Origin of the sequence: Actomonas spartinae (assembly GCF_051209155.1) — a bacterium.
GTDB lineage: Bacteria > Verrucomicrobiota > Verrucomicrobiia > Opitutales > Opitutaceae > Actomonas.
In genome coordinates this window covers 71,687-89,919 of sequence record NZ_JBPJGB010000003.1, presented here as the reverse complement: position 1 = coordinate 89,919, position 18,233 = coordinate 71,687, and the positions used below count along the sequence as shown (strand labels likewise).

17 protein-coding genes are annotated in these 18,233 nt (G+C 63.4%); 7 read left to right on the top strand and 10 right to left on the bottom strand.

What is annotated here, in order from left to right:
• Nucleotides 1–3: 3 nt before the first annotated feature.
• The gene (locus AC0MRV_RS15390) at nt 4–1,617 is read left to right on the top strand and encodes an ABC transporter substrate-binding protein (protein ID WP_472765383.1); all 1,614 of its coding nucleotides are present in this window, start codon (nt 4–6) and stop codon (nt 1,615–1,617) included.
• Here AC0MRV_RS15390 and AC0MRV_RS15385 read toward each other — a convergent pair.
• From AC0MRV_RS15385 to AC0MRV_RS15375, 3 genes are all read right to left on the bottom strand, one after another.
• The gene (locus AC0MRV_RS15385) at nt 1,614–3,197 is read right to left on the bottom strand and encodes a creatininase family protein (protein WP_472765382.1); all 1,584 of its coding nucleotides are present in this window, start codon (nt 3,195–3,197) and stop codon (nt 1,614–1,616) included. The genes AC0MRV_RS15390 and AC0MRV_RS15385 overlap by 4 nt on opposite strands.
• The gene (locus AC0MRV_RS15380; protein WP_472765381.1) at nt 3,194–3,886 is read right to left on the bottom strand and encodes a hypothetical protein; all 693 of its coding nucleotides are present in this window, start codon (nt 3,884–3,886) and stop codon (nt 3,194–3,196) included. The genes AC0MRV_RS15385 and AC0MRV_RS15380 overlap by 4 nt, the downstream gene beginning before the upstream one ends.
• 61 nt (nt 3,887–3,947) lie before the next feature.
• On the bottom strand, nt 3,948–6,749 hold the full coding sequence (locus AC0MRV_RS15375) for a sialidase family protein (protein ID WP_472765380.1): 2,802 nt from the start codon (nt 6,747–6,749) through the stop codon (nt 3,948–3,950).
• Between the two features lie 594 nt (nt 6,750–7,343).
• On the opposite strand from AC0MRV_RS15375, the gene AC0MRV_RS15370 reads away from it, so the two are divergent.
• Together AC0MRV_RS15370 and AC0MRV_RS15365 are read left to right on the top strand one after the other, a co-directional pair.
• A complete protein-coding gene (locus tag AC0MRV_RS15370; protein ID WP_472765379.1) occupies nt 7,344–7,565 on the top strand; it encodes a TonB family protein in 222 nt (73 codons plus the stop codon).
• Nucleotides 7,566–7,628: 63 nt separating this feature from the next.
• A complete protein-coding gene (locus AC0MRV_RS15365) occupies nt 7,629–8,324 on the top strand; it encodes an energy transducer TonB (RefSeq protein WP_472765378.1) in 696 nt (231 codons plus the stop codon).
• An 18-nt stretch (nt 8,325–8,342) separates the two neighbouring features.
• On the opposite strand, the gene AC0MRV_RS15360 is transcribed toward AC0MRV_RS15365, so the two are convergent.
• Together AC0MRV_RS15360 and AC0MRV_RS15355 are read right to left on the bottom strand one after the other, a co-directional pair.
• Nucleotides 8,343–8,828 (bottom strand): hypothetical protein, encoded by a 486-nt coding sequence (locus tag AC0MRV_RS15360; protein ID WP_472765377.1) that lies wholly within the window; start codon nt 8,826–8,828, stop codon nt 8,343–8,345.
• Nucleotides 8,829–8,859: 31 nt separating this feature from the next.
• Nucleotides 8,860–9,264 (bottom strand): response regulator, encoded by a 405-nt coding sequence (locus tag AC0MRV_RS15355; RefSeq protein WP_472765376.1) that lies wholly within the window; start codon nt 9,262–9,264, stop codon nt 8,860–8,862.
• A gap of 207 nt (nt 9,265–9,471) precedes the next feature.
• Here AC0MRV_RS15355 and AC0MRV_RS15350 point away from each other — a divergent pair, with 207 nt between their 5' ends.
• The 4 genes from AC0MRV_RS15350 (at nt 9,472) to AC0MRV_RS15335 (ending at nt 13,448) form a co-directional block, all read left to right on the top strand.
• A complete protein-coding gene (locus AC0MRV_RS15350) occupies nt 9,472–10,374 on the top strand; it encodes a ParA family protein (RefSeq protein ID WP_472765375.1) in 903 nt (300 codons plus the stop codon).
• Between the two features lie 44 nt (nt 10,375–10,418).
• Complete coding sequence (locus AC0MRV_RS15345; protein ID WP_472765374.1) at nt 10,419–11,303, top strand: hypothetical protein; 885 nt, start codon at nt 10,419–10,421, stop codon at nt 11,301–11,303.
• 7 nt (nt 11,304–11,310) lie between these two features.
• The gene (locus AC0MRV_RS15340; protein WP_472765373.1) at nt 11,311–12,036 is read left to right on the top strand and encodes a hypothetical protein; all 726 of its coding nucleotides are present in this window, start codon (nt 11,311–11,313) and stop codon (nt 12,034–12,036) included.
• A 113-nt stretch (nt 12,037–12,149) separates the two neighbouring features.
• Nucleotides 12,150–13,448 (top strand): hypothetical protein, encoded by a 1,299-nt coding sequence (locus AC0MRV_RS15335; protein ID WP_472765372.1) that lies wholly within the window; start codon nt 12,150–12,152, stop codon nt 13,446–13,448.
• Between the two features lie 51 nt (nt 13,449–13,499).
• On the opposite strand, the gene ispH is transcribed toward AC0MRV_RS15335, so the two are convergent.
• From ispH to AC0MRV_RS15310, 5 genes are all read right to left on the bottom strand, one after another.
• Complete coding sequence (gene ispH, locus AC0MRV_RS15330) at nt 13,500–15,239, bottom strand: 4-hydroxy-3-methylbut-2-enyl diphosphate reductase (protein WP_472765371.1); 1,740 nt, start codon at nt 15,237–15,239, stop codon at nt 13,500–13,502.
• A 38-nt stretch (nt 15,240–15,277) separates the two neighbouring features.
• Entirely contained in the window at nt 15,278–15,730 is a 453-nt protein-coding gene (locus AC0MRV_RS15325) for a DUF5069 domain-containing protein (RefSeq protein ID WP_472765370.1), read from the bottom strand.
• A gap of 24 nt (nt 15,731–15,754) precedes the next feature.
• Nucleotides 15,755–16,003 carry a hypothetical protein gene (locus AC0MRV_RS15320; RefSeq protein ID WP_472765369.1) on the bottom strand — a complete coding sequence of 83 codons (249 nt, stop codon included), beginning with the start codon at nt 16,001–16,003 and terminating at the stop codon, nt 15,755–15,757.
• An 86-nt stretch (nt 16,004–16,089) separates the two neighbouring features.
• Nucleotides 16,090–17,199 (bottom strand): DNA alkylation repair protein, encoded by a 1,110-nt coding sequence (locus AC0MRV_RS15315; protein ID WP_472765368.1) that lies wholly within the window; start codon nt 17,197–17,199, stop codon nt 16,090–16,092.
• A 17-nt stretch (nt 17,200–17,216) separates the two neighbouring features.
• The gene (locus AC0MRV_RS15310) at nt 17,217–18,227 is read right to left on the bottom strand and encodes a tetratricopeptide repeat protein (RefSeq protein ID WP_472765367.1); all 1,011 of its coding nucleotides are present in this window, start codon (nt 18,225–18,227) and stop codon (nt 17,217–17,219) included.
• Nucleotides 18,228–18,233: the final 6 nt, after the last annotated feature.

Sequence of the window (18,233 nt, the reverse complement as noted above, 5' to 3'; positions counted from 1 at the left end):
CTCATGAAGCGCATCGTCATCATTCTGGCCCTCGCCCTGGTCATCGCCGTGCCGTTTTTATTGCGGCCGGAACAGGATGCCGGCGCCGTGGCCGACGAGACTCTGGTCATCATCACGCCGCACAATGAGGCGATCCGGCACGAGTTCGGCCTCGCCTTTGCCGACTGGTATGAGGACCGCACCGGCAAGACGATTAGCGTCGATTGGCGCGTGATCGGTGGCACCAGCGAGATCGCGCGCTTTCTCGAGGGCGAATACGTCGCCTCGTTTCGCAATCATTGGGAGAACCAATTGGGCAAGGCTTGGAGCAACGCGGTTCAGAGCGCCTTTCATGACGGCCGCCTGGGCGCCGACGCGACGGCGGAGGAGCGCGAGGCCCGGGAGGCGTTCCTGGCTTCGAATGTCGGCTGCGGCATCGACCTGTTCTTTGGCGGTGGCACTTACGACTTCATCCGCCAAGCGCGGGCGGGGCGCTTGGTGCCGAGTCGGATATTCGAAACGCACTCGGAGTGGTTCGCCCCGGAAATCATCCCGCAGGAATTTGCCGGCGAGGAGTATTGGGATACGGGCCACCGTTGGCTGGGCACCGTGCTCAGCAGCTACGGCCTGGTTTTCAATCGTGACGTGCTGCGCAACCGGGGCATCGAAGCCGCGCCCGCGCAGTGGAGTGACCTGCGTGATGCGCGGTTGTTGGGGAGTGTCGCGCTGACGGATCCCACCAAGAGCGGCTCGATCGCCAAGGCGTTTGAAAACGTCATCCAGCAGCAGATGCAGCGCCGGCTTTATGCGTTGGAAGCGGAGGCCGGACCCGATGCCGATGCCGCGGCGATTGAGCAGCAGGCGATTCGCCAGGGCTGGATTGAAGGCCTGCAATTGCTGCAGTTGGCGGCGGCGAACGCGCGCTATTTCACCGACACTTCGCAGAAGCCGCCGATCGATGTGGCGACGGGCAATTGTGCGGTCGGCATGTGCATCGATTTTTACGGCCGCCAGCAGGCCGAGGCCGTGCGCCGTCGGGGTGACAGCGAACGCGTTGATTACATTTCCCCGGTGGGGGGCAGCGTGAGCTCGGTCGACCCGGTGGGCGTGCTGCGCGGCGCCCGCAATCATGAGGCGGCCGAGCTCTTCATTGAGTTTGTGATGTCGATGGAGGGGCAAAAACTGTGGAACTTTGAGGCGGGCGCGCCTGGCGGCCCCCGTCTCTTCGCACTTCGCCGCCTGCCCGTGCGACGCGACTTTTACGTCGATTCCTTCAAGCCGTTTCGGTCCGACCCCGAGGACGCTCCCTACGAAACCGAGGATCAACTCATCTATCGTTCGAGTTGGACCGGCGGGCTGTTTCGCGAAATGTCGTTGATCGTGCGTATCATGGGATTTGATACGCATCCTGAATTGGTCGCTGCCTGGCGCGATATTGTGGCGGCGGGGCAGCCCCCGGAGGCCATGGCGGCGTTTCTCGATCTTTCCGCGGTCGACTACGACGTCGCGATGGGACGCATCAAAGCCACGCTCGGCGCTCGTGACAAAGTCGAGGAGTTGGAGCTGGCCAAGGAGCTGGGGCAGCACTTCCGCGAGCAATATGCGCGGGCGGCTGCCATCGCCCGGGGCGAGCCTTAGGGCGCGTTGCCGACCAAGGCGACGACTTGCGCGGCGAGTTCATCCAGGGCGGCGGCAAACCAGCGACGCCCCTTTTCGGCGGTGGCAACAGTCGCGTCGCCCATGACGCCGTCCGGGGCGATGTCGCGGGTCATCCACGAATAGATCGCGGGGGCGTTTTCCGGTCGGAGTTCGCCCGGATCATCCAGCGACGCGGGGTAGTGTGAAATCGCGCGTTCCATCCGCACCAGTCCGGGCGCCAGCGCCAGCATGACCGAGGTTTCCCACTCGCCGGCGTGGAACCCCCACGTGGCTTCCTGTGGAGAAAGCTCCGGGGTGGACGGGATTTTGAGCATGCCGGCCCGGACACCCCAGCGCTGTTGGATTTCACGCAGGGTGTAGACCAGCACGGAGCTGTTTCCACCGTGGGTGTTCAGCAACGCGAATTGCCGAAACCCGAGCGCATACAATGCCTCGATTTGCGCGAGCAGCAGCCGCCGCAGGGTGCGTGCGCTCAAGGAAAGCGTGCCCGGGTAATCCAAGTGTTCGTTGCTTTTCCCCAAGCAGAAACTCGGGCCGAACCACACGGGCGTCTCCGTCGGAAGTTTGGCGGTGAGGCCGGCGCAGGCGGCCTCGGCGAGGTAGGCGTCGACGCCGACTGGCAGATGTGGTCCGTGCTGTTCGATCGCGCCGATGGGGAGGATCACCAAAGCGCGATCGCGATCAGACATTTCGCTGAGCTCGCGCGCCGTGAGGGCCGGCAGGTAGCGCGACCGGCGGCCGGCCGGAAACACCGCGGGCGGGGTCGAACCCGGCGCCTCGAGCATCGGCGCGGGCTCCCCTCGATCATCCCGATGGGATGAGAGTCCGGGCCGTGCCATGACTTCCTGGAGGAGACTGGCGAGTTTCTTCCCGGCCGCAGCGAGGATCGCGGTGCCGTCGAGACTTGGGTCGGGGGATACCAACGCCGGGCCGCGCCAGTTGCCCGGTCGGAAGTCGAGATCGGTGGGGGGCAACGCGTCGGGTGATGCGAAAGGGGCGGGCGTTTGATTCGCGGCGGCAGCGGCCACAGCTTGGGCTCGCGATCGGTCGTCGGACTTCGGGTGGAGGTGCAACCCGATGCCGGCGAGTTCGATCACAAAGGTTTGCAGCGACTGTTGCACGCGCACGTCGCGGGAGGCGGCATCCACGATTTCCCCGTTCCAAGGGCTCGTGCAAAGAAAGAGCAGGCGATCGTAACCGGCAGATTTCACCCCGGCCGCGATTTCTTGGATCACTTCATGCAGGGTTTCCGGATCAATCCCGCCGAGACCTGCCGGGTCGGGCGACAGCACGTGCCGAAGCGGTGGCAGCACCCGCACGGCGGCAGCCGCCGGAAACCACGCCAGTGCGGCGGACAACACCGCGCCGCCGATGACCTCCTCTACATCCATGCTCAGACCGAGGCCATGGTCACTCCATCCGTGCACGGGTAGAATCGCCAAACGGCTCTCGGCCTGCGCGAGAGCGTCGTGCCCGAACTCGGTGGTTGGATAGGCCGACCAGGCCGCGGTGGTCGGGAGGGCGGAAAGGCTAGGGACGGTGGTCGGCGGGATGTTCACGATTGCGGGGTCTTGCCGGCGTAACGATGATCTGAATACACGACGCTCATATCCGAATCGAGTGATTTGAAGAAGAACGCGCGACCACGAACACTGACTGTAATCCGTTGCAGCAACGACGGCGTGTCGGCGGTGGGCAGCGAGTAGTCGATGACGGTGCGGGCTAGGTCGACCTTCACGCCGAAGACCGGGGAGAATGGTTCAAAACTCGCGAGTTCAACCTGTTCGATGGTTTGGGTCGCGGGGTGGAACCGTAGGGTGATGCGCATGTGGGCGGCGGAGCTGTCGTCGGCGCCGCCCGGCACGAGGTCGAATCGCCAGGTTTGCACGGTGCCGTCGTCAGCGATCTTTTCGCCGCTCTCCAGGTCGAGCTGTTCCTTGATGTTCGGCGCGGTGTAGCCGCCGGAGCGGCGGGTTTGTTGCTCGCGGTAGATGCGGCGTTCCTCCGCGGTGGGAGCCCGACCGTTTTCGCTGACCAGGGTCATCTTCAAATGATCCGGTTGCAGGGGGTCGAAGGACTCCACGCGACTGCGGTCCGGCGAAGTGACGGTTTGAGTGAAGGCCCAACCTTTCGGACCTTCGGTGCGAAACGCGTCCAGTGCCGCCTGCAACTCCGGCGAAGGGGCGGCGCTCAGGCCGACGGCCAGGAGTGATAGAAGGGCGATGAACTGCGGCAAACGGTGCGGCATAGCTTGCAAGCGAACCGCGCCGAAGGGGGTGTTTCAATCCACCATTTCGCCGGTGATTACCTCAATCCAGGGTATAGATTTCGAGCACTGCGATTCCCTCGGTGGTGTCGACGCTGGAAACCACCGCACTGTAGAGGCCAGGCTCAAGCGTCACCAGCAGGGCGGAGTCGGTGGAGGCCTCGCGCAGGGCGAAGGCGCCGGCGTTGGCAAACTCAGCCTTCAGCGCGGCAGTCGAACTCGCGAGCTGCCAGTCGTCATTTTGGGCCAGAACCACACTGGATCCGCCGCGAAAGAGTTGAATCCTGGGGTCGGCGAGAGGCGCCGTGATGTCGTAATCATCGAGCGTCGGCCCGATCGCGCGAATCAGGCAGCGACGGGGGGCGTTGCCCTCCAACACAAAGCCCCCCACCAACACTTCGTCGCCGTCGCCCACGGCGGCGCGCGTAGACAGGTTGACGAGGTGAGCGCCGGCATCGCTGCCAGTGGGCATCACATAAACTTCCGCCAGGGCGACGCCGGTGGCGTTGCCGTTCACCGGGTTGCCGGTGATCAAGGCCGAGGTGGGGCCCGGCGCCAGAGTCGCACGCAGCGCCGCATCGGCACTGCCGTCGGCCAAGGCAAACGCACCCACGGCCGCGAAGTCAGCCGCCGTCGCGCCACCCGCGGTGGCCCAATTGTCGTTTTCGGCGGGCGTGCTGACCGGGGCCGGTGAGACTCGAAGCACGGGATCCCCCAGTGCGCCGCTGACAAATTCGCTGATGCCTGGCCCGACGCCGCGGAGCAAGACGCTGAGGTTGCCGCCACTGGAAACGAAACCGGGGATCAATTGGGATTCGCCTCCGGTGCGAACCACGCCGCGCGAAGACAGGTTGATCAGCTCAGTGTCGCCCCCCTGCACCCATAGGTGCGAGTCGGAAAGGAGCGGGCCGCCCGGCAGGCTCACCTGCCGCCGCAGCCACGCCGGGGCGTCGGCCGCGGTGGGATGCGGGAAGATGGTCTGCCCCGGTTCCAAGGCCGTGAACGTGGGAGGCGGCGTATGCGGTAGCCACGTTGCCCCATCGAGCGAATACTCCCATTGGTCGACACTGATTCCGTATCGATCGGAGAAATACGGTGCCTGGATGGCGAATCCGTCACGACGCAACACGTCGCTGGAATCCGGCGTCAAAGGGTCGAGGGCGTATAGGTATTCGAAAACATTCGGGTAACCGTCCGCGTCTGGATCCTCCGCCGGACCGTCGGGATTGAAATCGACGTCGGGATCGACCGCAAAGTGCGCCCTCCGCCAACCTTCGTAACTGTTGTCCGGCACGGGGTGGAATCGGGTCGCGATGGGATCGGCGGCCCCGGCGCGCGTGTCCACCCAAACGGCCACGCTGGGCACATCGGTGGTCGGACCGGCGGCGAGGCCAAAATAGTCACCGAGCATGTGGCCGCGTGAGGTGTCCTGCGCCAGCAGGATGTTGGCGGTGCGGTCGGAGATGCGAAAGTCGGCCGACCACGTGGCGCCACCGTCGGTGCTGGTCGAGGCATACATGTCCGACCAGTTGCGGCCATCCGGCGCGTTGCGTTTGTCCATCCAAGTGATGGTTACGGTCTGACCGTCGTCGGAAGCACCGACCGTCGGATTGAAGGCGGAGCGCTGGGTGGCGAATTCGTTCACCACGACCGGCGTGGACCAGGTGTCGCCGCGGTCGGTGGACCGCGAAACCATCACCTGCGCCGCACCTGCAACAGCGCGGCTCCACGTGACCCAAATCGAGCCGTCGTTGTGCGCAATCGTGGCCGAGACCAAATAGACCCCATCGCGCGCAACGGGATCATCCCAGGGGGAGGGCACATCCGCGATGAGTCGGGCCGAGTCGGGCCAAGTCGCGCCACCGTCGTCCGAACGTTTGCATTCGACGCGGAACGTCAGGGCCGAGCTCGTGAAGGTGATGTAGGGCACGAGCAGGCTGCCATCGGGTAGGAAGAGCGGCTGGGTGGCTTGGTTGGAAGAGCCCTCGGGAGTGATGAAACTCGGTGTGGTCCAGGTCTGACCGCCGTCGTCGCTGGTCGCACAGCGCAGGTTGTTGCCGGTGGCCGCGCCCGTGGGCGTGCTCGTAAACGTGGTGAAGGTGACGGCCAAGCGGTTGGCCGTCGCGCTGCCCGCGTGGTCATTCACGGCCATCCAATTTTTGTCCGGAAAGATCTGGGCGTTCGGCGCGGCAAACACGACCAGCGGAGCCGACCAGGTGGCGCCGCCATCGCTCGAGCGCACGACGGTGAGGTCGGCGAGCGAGAAGTCGTCGCTGCGCGCGTTGAGTGTATTCAGAAAGAGGTTACCCTGCAGGTCGATCGCGGCCACCGGGTCGGTGGCGCGAAAGTAGGTGCCGCCGCTCACTTGAGTGAGGTTGGGGATGAGGGAGCGGGTCCAGGTGCGGCCGCCATCGATGCTGTAGGCGTAACCACAGGCGGCGGCACCACCGTCGGAGCGGCGTCCCTCCTGGAAAGTGGCGAGCAGTCGCAGCGGGAACGTCCGACTGCGGAAAACGTGGGGCTCGGCCTGTTGCCGGCTTTCCTCGGGCAAGGCCGCTGGATCATCACCGAGGCGGGTGTTGGCGGCGACCCACGGTGAAAGGATGGCTGGCGAACTGCCCTTGCCGGGTGCGCTGGCCGGCAGTCCCTCGCGGGCGCTTTCCCGTTGGGGCGCTTCGTCCCACAACCCCTGCGCCGCCAAGGCACCATAGAGTCCTCCGGAAAGCATGTTCGGATCCACGCCTTCGAGCGGGTGCAGGGAGCGTTCGGCTGCATTGACGAGGGGTGAAACCAACGCAGCGCAAGCGAAGGACAGGGCGGTGTGACCAAGGGCGCGAAAAATCATGGGGTGTCAGACGGATGGACCAAAAGAGGAGGAACGGCAACCGACAGGTGAACGCGGGCGGTGTTCGGTGAAAGCCTAAGAAAATGCGGGTTGGCCCGTGTGAAAAACAACCCCGTTCGCCTATGAATTCCCCCTTCATGATTCCTGCTCTGCTGGCCGTCGCACTGCACGCGGCGTTTTTCCTTCATCCCTCCCGCAATTGCGAACCGGTCGAAAAGCCTCCGGCAGTGACCGGTGAGCCGGAGCTCCCGCCGCACATCGCCATCGTGCTTCCTGAATGGGAGCCGGTGGTCGACGTGGAGCCGGTCGCCTCAAATGAGGTGGGCGAAGCACTGGAGCCGAATGACTACGCGCCGGACCCATCGACCCGATCTTTGGATCCGGTGCAGTGCCAGTTGGGGAAGCTGCCGTCCGGCCCTGAGCTCATTACCTTGCCCGATGGTGTTTTTGATCAGGTGGCGCAGACGATATTGCCTTCTCAAGCGGGCCCCGGCCATCGCCCGGGTGGGCCGGGCAGCACCGTCTTTTCGCCCCGTTCATTGGATCGGATTCCCGCGGCGCGTTTGCGGGTGCCTCCGCAATACCCCGGACACGATGCGCCGCATCGGAGCCGAGGCAGTCGTGGAGGTGACCTTTGTGGTCGATCGCCAGGGGCGGGTGATCGAGGCGGTGGCCGCGCGCGGAGCGCCGAGCGAATTTGCCGCTGCGGCGGAGCGAGCACTGCGCCGCTGGCGATTTGAGCCGGGCACAAGGCAAGGGCGCCCGGTGAGCTTTCGCATGTCGGTTCCGTTGGTGTTTTCGATGAGCGGCCAGTGATGGGGGGGCGGGGCAGCGACTTGTTTTGCTTTTTGGCGGCCACCTGCTAGCGCTCCTGCCATCTTGAAGACGCGCTTCATCCTGCCGGTCGTTGTAGCTCTTGTCGCCCATGGCGTTTTTCTCTTCGGCCTGAAGCCAGAACGACCGCAACGCGTGAGACCTGCCGCCACGCCAGCCTCCGCCAAGCCCGCCCGGGAAGCGCCGGTCAGCAATCGGCTTACGCTGAGCGTCGCAGAGTCACCGCCAACGCGAGCCGGGACTGAGAGTGATGCGGCAAGTCGACCACGCGCCGAACTCAACCGGGACGACTATGTGCCGACTTCCGACTCGAGGCGGGAGCAGGCGCCGGTCGCCGCGATCACCATGACGGACGAAACGGCTGCGCCAACACCTTGGACCATGCGCCAGATCGACGAATCGCATCTTCCGGAGACTTTTGAATGGTTGGAAAAGATGGCGGGCAATGTTGGGCCGATCCAGACTCTGAACCAACTCGACACCTCGCCGAGCATGCGCATGCCGCCAAACGAACCGCCCCAGATGTCCGGCGATCGAACGGCCGATACGGTGATCGTCTGGGTGACCTTCATCGTCAACACGCGCGGTCAGGTTGAAAACGCCTTGGCCGACGAAGGCGAACCGGCCGCTTATGCCCAGGCCGCGGAGGCGCTCGTCAGGACGTGGACCTTCACGCCTGCGACCAAGAATGGGAAACCCGTGGTGTTCCGGATGTCGGCGCCCGTGCCGGTGCCGCGCTAGCGTGCGTCGATTCCGCTCCTAGAAGGTTTCGGCAATGCGGTGGGGCTGCGGTTTGCCGCGCGCGACCAGGTAAACCGTGTCGCCCTGCTTTTGTCCGATGAGCAGGCGTCCCAGCGGTGAAACCGGGGTGATCACGGTAAAGGTCTCGCCGTCGCACGTAAAATCGGTGCCCCCTGCGCGCGGGCCAATGATGCCACGAATGACGCTGCCGTTGCGTTCGACGGTGACGACCGTGCCCAGCTCGATCTTCGCCGGTGGCCGTGAATCCGGCAACGGGAGAGACCGGAAGAGCGTAATGGCGGTGGCCAGCTCGGTGGCGATCTTGGCCTGCCCTTCGGCGAGGTAGGCAGCTTCTTGTCCGCGGGTGTCGTATTTGTTCTCGGCGCGACTTTCCTCGTTGGTGGCCTCGTCGCGGGCGAGGTGCGCGGCGCGCGTTTGCAGATCCAAGTCTTCGGACAACACCGCTAGCAGTGCGCTGATGAGACGGGACTTATCAATGGGCATCCGCTCATTTGCCCAAGCTGCGGGGCTGGAATCAAGCGCTGATGCACGGCGAGGTGCCGTGGTGTCGATTGGCCAACAGGTGGTTCACGCGGTCGACCAAGGCGCGCGGACTGAAGGGCTTGTTCAGGAAATCGATTGCGCCCAATTCGAGGCCGAGGTGGCGAGAGTCGCGCTCGCCCCAGGCGGAGATGATGATGACGGGGAGGGCGGCCGTTTCGATGCTGCGGCGCAGAATCTCGCACACCGCGAAGCCATCGATGTCGGGCAGCATCAGGTCGAGCAACAGAAGATCGGGCTTGCGCGCTTCGATCGCTTCGAGGGCCGCGCGACCGCAGTCGGCGGTGCCGACTTCATAACCATGTTGCCTCAGATTGAAGGCGATGAGTTCGGTCACATCGGTCTCGTCGTCGACGCTCAGGATGTAGGGAGTGGGCATGCGATTGGGCGAAATGTGCGGCCCGGCGGTGGCGTCCGGGTGGCGTTCGTGCGACCTTTGGGTAACAAGTCCCTCCGCCTTGGTCGTTTGCGAATATTTGGTGAAATCGGGACCTGTCTTTTTTTAACTCGGCATGCCGAAAGGGACGACACATCTTCAAGTCCTTGCGCATACGCGCTTTTGGACTCCCGTTGGTGTATTCATCGCATGGCCCGAAAAATTGCTTTCATTAACTACAAAGGCGGTGTCGGTAAGACCTCGCTGCTGGTCAACGTCGCCGCGTGCCTCGCCAAGCTGGGGAAGCGGGTGCTGATCTGTGATTTCGACACCCAATCGAACGCCTCCATCTGGCTGTTGCGTTTGGATCGTTGGAACAAGATCAACTCGAACGGCGAGGGCGCGGTGTTTTCGATTTTCGACCCGGGCGTGCAGACGGTGAAGGACATCGTCGTGAAGGACGCCGTGCTCGACAAGGCGGGGCAGCCCGTCCTGCCCGGGCTCGATATCGTCCCGACCACCTTTAACCTGGTGGACCTCGAAAACGAATACCGCGGCGACCCCGCGCGGCCGCATTATGTGGTATTTCGCGACCAGCTCGCGGAGATCGAGGACAACTACGATTTCATCCTCTTCGATTGCCCGCCCAATATTCTGCGCGCTTCGCAATGCGGCATCTTCTGCGCCAACGAAATTTACGTGCCGGCGAACCCCGATGCGCTGAGCCTCATCGGCTTCACCCTGCTGGTCGAGAAGCTCGGCAAGTTCCATCAACTGAGCGCCAGCTTCCGCAACGCCAAGCAGGGCGTGCCGGCGCGGGTCGAGGGCATCATCTTCAATTCGATCAAGACCGGCGTGGACATCGATGTGCCGCGCATGCGCATGCAGTTGCGTTTGAACCAGTATCGCAGCGCCAAGCGCGTGGGGCCCACCGCCAAGCTCTTCAATCAACAAGTGCGCGACGCCATGGTCGTGCGCCGTGCCGTGACGCTCGGGCTGCCCGTCAATCTCGTGAATGCCACCGCCGAGGGCGGCGGGGAAAAGACCGTGGTCGATGATTACCACGGCGTCGCCACCGAGCTCATTCGCCACGGCGACGACTTCGGCACCTGAGCAAACTCCCCGTTCTTCAACCGGAATCCACCTACCCCCTACTCATGTCTCAAGCCGCTTCCGCTCAACGATGGGACGAAGTTCGCACCGCGTTCGCTTCGTCGATCATGGTCGACACCGCTCTTTCCAGTCTGGCCGAAAACCTGGATGGCCCGGAGTGGCCGGGGCAGGGCAAGGTCGACAGCCCGGCCGACTACATCGATTTTGACTATGACGAGGCGGTGACGGCGTTGGACGAGCGTGGTTACCCGCCGGGCACGATCGAGACCCTCGTCACGATCCTGCAGGAGACACTCGCCTTTGACGATCCGTTTGGCGACATGGTGTCGCACAGCGACGCGGCGGCCGCGGCGGAAAATCCGCTGCTGGACAACATGAAGAAGCTCGGGTTTCCGGCCGATTTTCCGATCCGGTTTTCGTTCCTTTCGAGCGGCACGCTGGAGTTTTGCGAATTGGAAAACCTCGAGACCCTCGAGGCCTTTGCGGTCTTTGCGCAGGGCATGTCGCAGAACGTGATCGTGGGCGGTGATTTTCGCAGCATGCTCAACGCGCTCTCGCACATCGACGAGGCGACGCTGGCAAAGTTTTTGCCGTTCCGTCCGGGCAGCAAGGGCCTTCACCTGATTGAGGCGGTCGGCGGTTTGGTGCGAGGCCTCAAGCCGATCGAGCGCGACAACATCAGCCAGCGGGGCGCGGCGCCCAGTGCGACGCTGGAAGGTGAGGTTGCCAAACGCGTTAAATATTTCGCGGCGGATGTCGCGGCGTTGGAAAAATCCATTGCGGAGGGCACCCCGCTGAGCCGGTCGGTCATGGTGCTGCAAGAGCCGGCGATTGAGCCGATCGTAGCGAAGCTGTTGGAGCCCCATATCGCCGGTGCCGTTCCGGAAAAGAAGAAGTCCGGCTTTTTCTCCCGCCTGTTTGGGCGTTGATTGAGGCATGAGCGACTCGTTGCCACCCCCGCCACCACCACCGCCCAACTCCGGTCAATTACGCATCCCGGGCCGACCGCCCGGAGTCGGCGGTCCCCAACTCTCCCTACGCCGGCGCCCACGTTCACCGCTGGAACAATCTGAGACGGCTGCTGAAGCGCGCGCGCAGATTCAGAAAATCGTCGCCGCCACCCGCGCTCCATGGGGTGAAGGTGAGGCACGCTTGCCGGCCGAAAAGGCGGCGGAACTGGAGAAGTCCTTGCGCGATTTGGAAGCACGCTTGGAGGAGCGTGAGCGCGCCTGTGAGGACCTCGAGATCAAGTTGGTCGAACAGCAGCGCGAACTCGCGGAAATGGAAGCGCTCCTCGCCGCCCGTGAGCAGGTGCTCGCCGCCGCGCGCAAAGCCACCCCGGCGCGACAAAGTCTTTCCGCCGAGGAAATGGCCGCAATGGAGAAGCTGAAGGCCGAGCTCGAGCGCCAGGAAGCGTTCATCAAGGAACAACGTTCGCAATTGAAGGAGCGCGAGGCCTTTCTTGAGGAGAGTGAAACGAAACTCTTCGAAAAAGTGCAGGACCAGCAGCTCACCGAGACCGAGCTGGAACAGCGGGAGGAAAATTTGAAGGTGCGGGAGCGCCGCCTGAAGGAACGGGAAGCCGCCGTTGATCCGGCAGCGGCCGCAGCCTTGGCAGCGGAAAAGGCCAAAGAGCAGGAGTTTAACGAGTTCACTGAGTAAACCGGTCCCCGTGTGCGATCGGGCGCAAAGCTCGGGCCCGCGCAAGAAAGGGCTGGCCTTGGGCGATTTCAAAGCAACCTTAGCCGATATTTCGCGTCCAATACGCCCTCTCCATGCCTTATCCCAAACTCCTTCGCCTTCTTGCGCTCGGTTTTGTCGCCGGGTCTCTCATTACTCCTTCCTTCGCCCAAGCTACGGACGAGGCGGAGACTGAAGAGGCGGTGAAGCCGCCGCCTGGGTTCGTGCTCCCGCCGCGCCTGCGCCAGATCGCCTACCGGGAAGCGAATCCTTGGACCTTCCACTTCAACGCGCGTTACAACACCGGTAAACCTTCGGTCGAATTCGGCGGCCTCGGCAATATGCCCAGCATTCACAATTTGCCGGGCGCGGACCAAACCGATGTGCTGGCGCGCGAATACGACGACGGTGGTGTGCTGTTGGACGGTCCCCGGACCAATGAGGTCGACGCCGATGGCAACCAAACCTCCACCCCCGGCGGTCGTTATCAGGCGCTACCGCCCGGGGCCGCGGATGATTCCGACGTCTACCTTGATCTGCTTTCCTACACGCCTGGCCAGACCCGCTATTGGCGTTACCTGGATGATTCGCAGCGCGTCGGTGACAACGGCATCGCCATGCACGCCTACTCCGCGCAATCCACCGGAGCGACGGCCCAGATGGAGCACGATGGTTCCGCCATCGGTTTTGAAATGGCGGTCGGCCGTCGCATTCTGAGCCTCGGCCCGAAGTTGGAAGTTGGCTTCAATGCCTCCATCGGCCTCACCGACATCACGGCCGAACGCAATGAGCGCGTGGTCGCGGACTTGGTGACGCTCACCGACATCTACCAAATCTACGGCGATTTCCCGGGCACCCCGTATCAGTCCCCGACCTACACCGACCTCTTTAATGATTTGGGCAATCTGATCCTGCAGGATGGCGTGGAAACCTCCGTTCCGCTCCAGCAGGTCACGGCTGATCGCACCATCTCCGTCACGCCTAATGGGGCGTTCGTGGATGGCACCTACAAGGTCAAGGGCGCCTACTACTCGATTCGGCTGGGGCCGGAAATCCGCAGCCACTTGACCGAACGTCTGGCGCTCACGGCCGGTTTCGGTTTTGTCGGCGCCTACGTCGGCTCGGACTTCACCGTCACGGAGGTTTTGGATACGACCAACCTAACCGTGCTCAATGGCGTGGGCTTCACGGACACCAAACAATACAAGGATTTCATCGCCGGCTACTACGGCGAGATCGCGGTGGAGTTCTGGCTCACGCCGCGCACCGCGCTTTTCCTCGGTGGCGCCTTCGAGTCCCTCGACGAGTTCGTCCAGAGTGTCGGCGGTCAAACCGCCACGATTTCGCTGGGGAACAACCTGATCGTGCGCATCGGTGTGATCACCCGCTTCTAACCGCTCACCGCAGTTTTCCTTCTCAACGCCGACGCAACCTGCGTCGGCGTTTTAGTTGGTGTCGGGCCCAGCCGTCAGGTCGTTCAGCACGTCGTCGATGGCGCGAAGCTGATCGGCGGGAAACAGAGCGTTCAGGCGGGTGATGACCTGCTGAATCAAACCATCCGGACAAGACGCGCCGCCAGTGATCAAGACGCGCCGCCGGCTCTGGTCGCCGGGCCACAAGGGGTGGGTTTCGATGTGGCCGCCGCTGGCCGGACCGTGGGCCGGGAAAACGTAGTGTTCGCAGGCGTCCATGGACAGAATGTTGCGTTCGCTTTGAATGAAGAAGGCCTTCGTATCCAAGCGTTCAGCACAGAGCCGATACAACTGATAGGTGTTGGAGGAGTTTTGGCCGCCGATCACGAAGGCGGCGTCCAAGGGTTCCGCCAGCGCGCGGCCCAGGGCGTCCTGATTCACCTGCGTGGCGTAGCACAAGGTGTCGCGCCGCCCGCCGCCGCCCACGCGATTGGCCCCGTCGGAACCAAAGCGGCTGACGAAGGCTTCGCGCAAGCGCTCGATGATCGCGAGCGTCTCGTTCATCAGCAGGGTCGTTTGATTGACCACCGCGACCCGCTCGAGGTCGCGATCGACGTCGAAGCCCTCGGTGAACTTGCCCGCAAACTTGGCGTAGAAGGATTGGCGCACGGTCGGGTCGTCGCTTTCGACCACCGCCGCGAGTTGCTCCACCTCTGCCAGATTGCGCACGATCACCGCGGGAGCATGGCGACGGGTATTGGAGAAGGTTGCCTTGGTTTCTTCGTGCTCCGCCTTGCCGTGAATCACGACGGTGTAACCCTCGCGGCCATAGCTGCGCGCGGCCTTCCAGACCTTTTCCACCAGCATGCAGGTGGCGTCATGCGGGAAGACGGCGATGCCTTTGCGGACGAGCCGGGCCTTGTCCTCGTTGGTCGCACCGAAGGCAGGGATGATCACGATATCGTCGGGGGTGAGGGTATCCCACTTGAGGGTCTCATTGGCGGCGCCGGTCGAGGGTTTGCCGGCGGTGGTGTAAGGCACGCCTTTGTCGGTTTGCAGGTAACGCAGGCCGCGACGATAGAGGTCGGCGTTGACGAAGGGATTGTGAATCAACTCCGACAACATGAAGACGCGCCGATGGGGATTGGCGGCCAATGTTTCGTAGGCACGCTCAATGGCGTTCTTTACACCGAGGCAGAAGCCGAAGTGGCTCGGGATGATGTATTCGATCGCACCAAAATCGAGGGACACCGGCGCCGTGGCGCTGCGTTCATGTTGGCGGGCCAGCGCTTTGATTGCGGCGCAGAGCTTCGATTGGTAGAGCCCGCTGGAGACCTCGTCGTTGGCGTAGATCGCCGGGTTGCGCTCCTTCTCGGGGCGGAACTTGTAGATGAAATCGTTCTCGCTGAGGTGCAGGTAGGGCAACTGGATCAGGTGCGGTTCGAGGGCTGCGAGCATGGCGGCGAGCGACGGAGCCAAGGCCGACTGGTCCTGCTGCAAGCGGTCCAATGCCACGCAGGAAACTTCGGCATCGGCGGACGTGCCGCGGACTTGGGTCGCGAGGATGCGATAGCGGCGGCCGCCGGCTTCGAGTTCACCGAGGTCACGGGGCGCGCTGTGATCGGAGTAGGCAGCCTCCAATCGCTGCAGCGCCATCGCGTCATCCATGCCGGAAAAGGCGAGTCCGGCTTTGGACCCGAGTTGGCGCACGGCGAGACGGTTGTTGCCGTCGAAGGCAAGCAGGGCGGTGAGGAGCGGCAGGTCCGGGGACATGAGGCGGCGAGAATGAAAATCAGGGATGCGGAGGCGGCTTAACCGCGCCCGCCAAAGGACGTGTAGTCGTCGAGTTCGAGGCGATCAAAGGTGGTCACGATGTCGAGACGCCCCGGAGCCATGCGCCCAATCTCTTCGGCAAAGTGGCCATGACGCCGCGCATCCCCGGGGGCCAAGTTTTCCAGCCACGCGGACCAAGCGAGAATCTCGTGCGGCTGTCGCCGCGGCGACATGTTTTCCTCCAGCCAAGCCAACATTTCGGTGTCGGACTTGCCCTCGCGCACTGCGGCCAGAAAGGCTTCAGCCGTCACGCCGGTGAAGGCGAAGAGGCGCTCATCCATGGGGCAGGGATAGATGTAGTCACCATTGCGACCCGCGGCGAAGGAGCGAGCCTTGTCGAGCAAACGGGGAAGGTGCACAAAACCGCCGAGCCGCACGCGCGGGCTGCGGGGCGGGTGTTGGTTGAGGTCGGGCGCGTGGTAGTCGATCATGTCGACAACCACCGTCGCACGCGCTCAGTCATCGTCAATGTCGCCGTGACTGCGGTGGTGCGCTTCCTCGTGCTCGACGCCAAAAAAATCATCGCTTTCGAGGATGTTGATCACGCCGTTCACCACGACATTGTGCTCTTTGCGGGAGAGCTCCGGGTAGTTGTCACTCACGTAGTCGGCAATCGCCTCGCGAGTCTCTTTACGACCTTCGACCGTGGCCAAAAAGGAATCGGCCTCGTTCGCGACTTCATCCACCAAACTGTTCAAGTTCATGGTGAGGGTCACGATACGAACCGCCGCTCAATCGGCAATGGGTCGAGTGCCTCCGGCTGCCGCGATTTTTGTAATGGACAAGGTCGTTAGCGACTCAGGGTGAAGGCGGTTTGGGCGAGGATCTGCCCATTGATCTGTAGCTCGATCAGGTGCTCGCCCGGGTAGTGCTTGCGGGTAGTGAAGTCCTGAATGCGCTGGCGTTTGACTGCGGTGAACGATTCGCGTGGGTCCAGCTCGAGCTGCCGCCATTTGAACACTTTGGCGGAGGTGGCGCCGTTGGCCTTCACGTAGTGAACGACGTAGTCGATGATCAGGGTCTGCGACGTCGCGCCGGTGGCTTCCAGCTCAAGCCGCAGCGCGAGCTGATCGCCCAGTTGCAGGCAGGTTGGATCCGCGGTGAAGCGCAGCACCTTGATTCGCGGTTTGGCGCCGGCGCCCATGAGAGCCAACGCTGCCGGATGTCCGCGCTTAACCAGCGTGCGCAATCCTTGTTTCACCAACGTGGCGGTGAGGGGATTTTTCCGGTCCCACGGCGACACCAGCGCAACCACATAGTCCGCGTGATCCTTCGCGATGTCGTTGAGGTGGTTGGCCACCGACTTGCGGACGTAGAGCGAAGGATCATCCCGCAGTGCTTCCAGAATAGGGCGGGTCTTCTGCGGCGCTTTGATCAGAAAATCCAGACGGAGTCCCCACGGGAGTCGCGGTCGCGATCCTTCGCTTACCAGTCGACGCACGTGCTCGTTGGGGTCGGTGGTCCAACTCAGCAGGGTGGCCAGCGTTTCGTCGGGGGCGTTGACCAGATATGGACGGATCGCGAACTCGGCTGAGCCGTAGCGGGTGAAGTGGCGCATCGCCTCCAGCGCGCGTTGCGGCTCTTTTAGCCCGAAACGGCCGGCGAATTCCGAAAACCAGATGCCGATGAATCCCTGTTCCTCGCCCTCGGACACCTGATACAACACGTCGAGTTTGTCCGCGTAGGATCCGGGAAGAGTCGCCTCGGCCGCGATGGCGGTTTGGCGCAGCCGATCCATGAGCGCGCGCTGCTCGAGGTCGGTGAGCGTGAGCGTCAGGAAGCGGTCACGATCAAATTTGCGACAGGCCTTCGCGAGGCGATCGGCGATGGCGCGATAGCGATCGGCATTGAACCAATTTTTGAAGGGTTCGTTGGACGGCGAAGAATCGGCGGCGCACATGCCGTCAGCGTCGTGAGTCAGGCCCGCGAAGACGATTCGATTTCGCGCAGCAACTTAACCTGTGACCAATGCCGCTGGGCGTCGGTCTTGCGGCCCGCGCGGTCGGCGGCGACGGCACAGTCTTCGTGCAACTGGCGCCGCACTGCGATGGCGCCCACGGCTTCTGCCAGCTTGAGTGCCTCTTGGCGGAAGAGCTCGGCCTGCGCGGCGTATTGTGGTTCGCGGCGGGAACGGTCCTCCGTAAGTCGGGCGCGATGCATCATGGCGACGGCCTCGCTGCGGCGATCTTCGCCGATGACGGCGGCGGCGGCAGCTTCGTCGAGCAGATCGAGCGCGGCCTGCCATTCCATGCGGCGCGCGCGAATCCGGCCAAGGTTGATGAGCACGTTGGGTTCGTCGGACCGGTCGCCGAGGGCCTTGCACAATTTGAGCGCGTTTTCGCAGTGGTGGAGCGCGGCTTCGGTCTCGTCCATCTGCAGCAAGCATTCGCCCAGATTGTTGTGCGTGCGCGCCGCGAATCTTTTGTCGCCGGTGCGTTGGCAAATCGCCAGGGCGCATTCGTAGTGGGAACGTGCCTCCGGCAACCGGGAAAGTTCGGAGAGGATGTTGGCGACACTGCCCAGCGCCCCCGCGAGGGCCGGCAGGTCGTTGATTTTTTGGCGGATTTCCAATGCGCTCTCGTAGTGGGCGAGCGCGTCGAGCAGCAGTCCCTGACACCACGCGATATTGCCCAGGGCGACGAGGATGCGACCGAGCGCCGCGTCGTCGTTGAGGACCTCGCAAAGACGAAGGGCTTCTTCGCCGATCGCGATGGCGTCCTCATAGTTGCCCAGGATGCGGGAAGCGATGCAGAGCCGTTCGAGGACACGGGCCCGCCTCGCCCGGTCGCTGGGAGCGACCTCTGTCAACAGTCTCCGGAGCGCCGTCTCGGCCTGCGAGGTGTGGCGATACAACAGGTTGTTGGCGCGCTGGAAGGCGGCTTCAAACGACGAATGACTGGAGTCGGCGGCGGTGTCGGGCGTGACCATGGGTCA

Bases quoted from the DNA above. Each gene is read 5' to 3' on its own strand.
- AC0MRV_RS15390 (WP_472765383.1), top strand. From the start codon at position 4: ATGAAGCGCATCGTCATCATTCTGGCCCTCGCCCTGGTCATCGCCGTG.
- AC0MRV_RS15380 (WP_472765381.1), bottom strand. From the start codon at position 3,886: ATGCCGCACCGTTTGCCGCAGTTCATCGCCCTTCTATCACTCCTGGCC.
- AC0MRV_RS15375 (WP_472765380.1), bottom strand. From the start codon at position 6,749: ATGATTTTTCGCGCCCTTGGTCACACCGCCCTGTCCTTCGCTTGCGCT.
- AC0MRV_RS15370 (WP_472765379.1), top strand. From the start codon at position 7,344: ATGCGCCGCATCGGAGCCGAGGCAGTCGTGGAGGTGACCTTTGTGGTC.
- AC0MRV_RS15360 (WP_472765377.1), bottom strand. From the start codon at position 8,828: ATGCCCATTGATAAGTCCCGTCTCATCAGCGCACTGCTAGCGGTGTTG.
- AC0MRV_RS15355 (WP_472765376.1), bottom strand. From the start codon at position 9,264: ATGCCCACTCCCTACATCCTGAGCGTCGACGACGAGACCGATGTGACC.
- AC0MRV_RS15350 (WP_472765375.1), top strand. From the start codon at position 9,472: ATGGCCCGAAAAATTGCTTTCATTAACTACAAAGGCGGTGTCGGTAAG.
- AC0MRV_RS15345 (WP_472765374.1), top strand. From the start codon at position 10,419: ATGTCTCAAGCCGCTTCCGCTCAACGATGGGACGAAGTTCGCACCGCG.
- AC0MRV_RS15340 (WP_472765373.1), top strand. From the start codon at position 11,311: ATGAGCGACTCGTTGCCACCCCCGCCACCACCACCGCCCAACTCCGGT.
- AC0MRV_RS15335 (WP_472765372.1), top strand. From the start codon at position 12,150: ATGCCTTATCCCAAACTCCTTCGCCTTCTTGCGCTCGGTTTTGTCGCC.
- ispH (WP_472765371.1), bottom strand. From the start codon at position 15,239: ATGTCCCCGGACCTGCCGCTCCTCACCGCCCTGCTTGCCTTCGACGGC.
- AC0MRV_RS15325 (WP_472765370.1), bottom strand. From the start codon at position 15,730: ATGATCGACTACCACGCGCCCGACCTCAACCAACACCCGCCCCGCAGC.
- AC0MRV_RS15320 (WP_472765369.1), bottom strand. From the start codon at position 16,003: ATGAACTTGAACAGTTTGGTGGATGAAGTCGCGAACGAGGCCGATTCC.
- AC0MRV_RS15315 (WP_472765368.1), bottom strand. From the start codon at position 17,199: ATGTGCGCCGCCGATTCTTCGCCGTCCAACGAACCCTTCAAAAATTGG.
- AC0MRV_RS15310 (WP_472765367.1), bottom strand. From the start codon at position 18,227: ATGGTCACGCCCGACACCGCCGCCGACTCCAGTCATTCGTCGTTTGAA.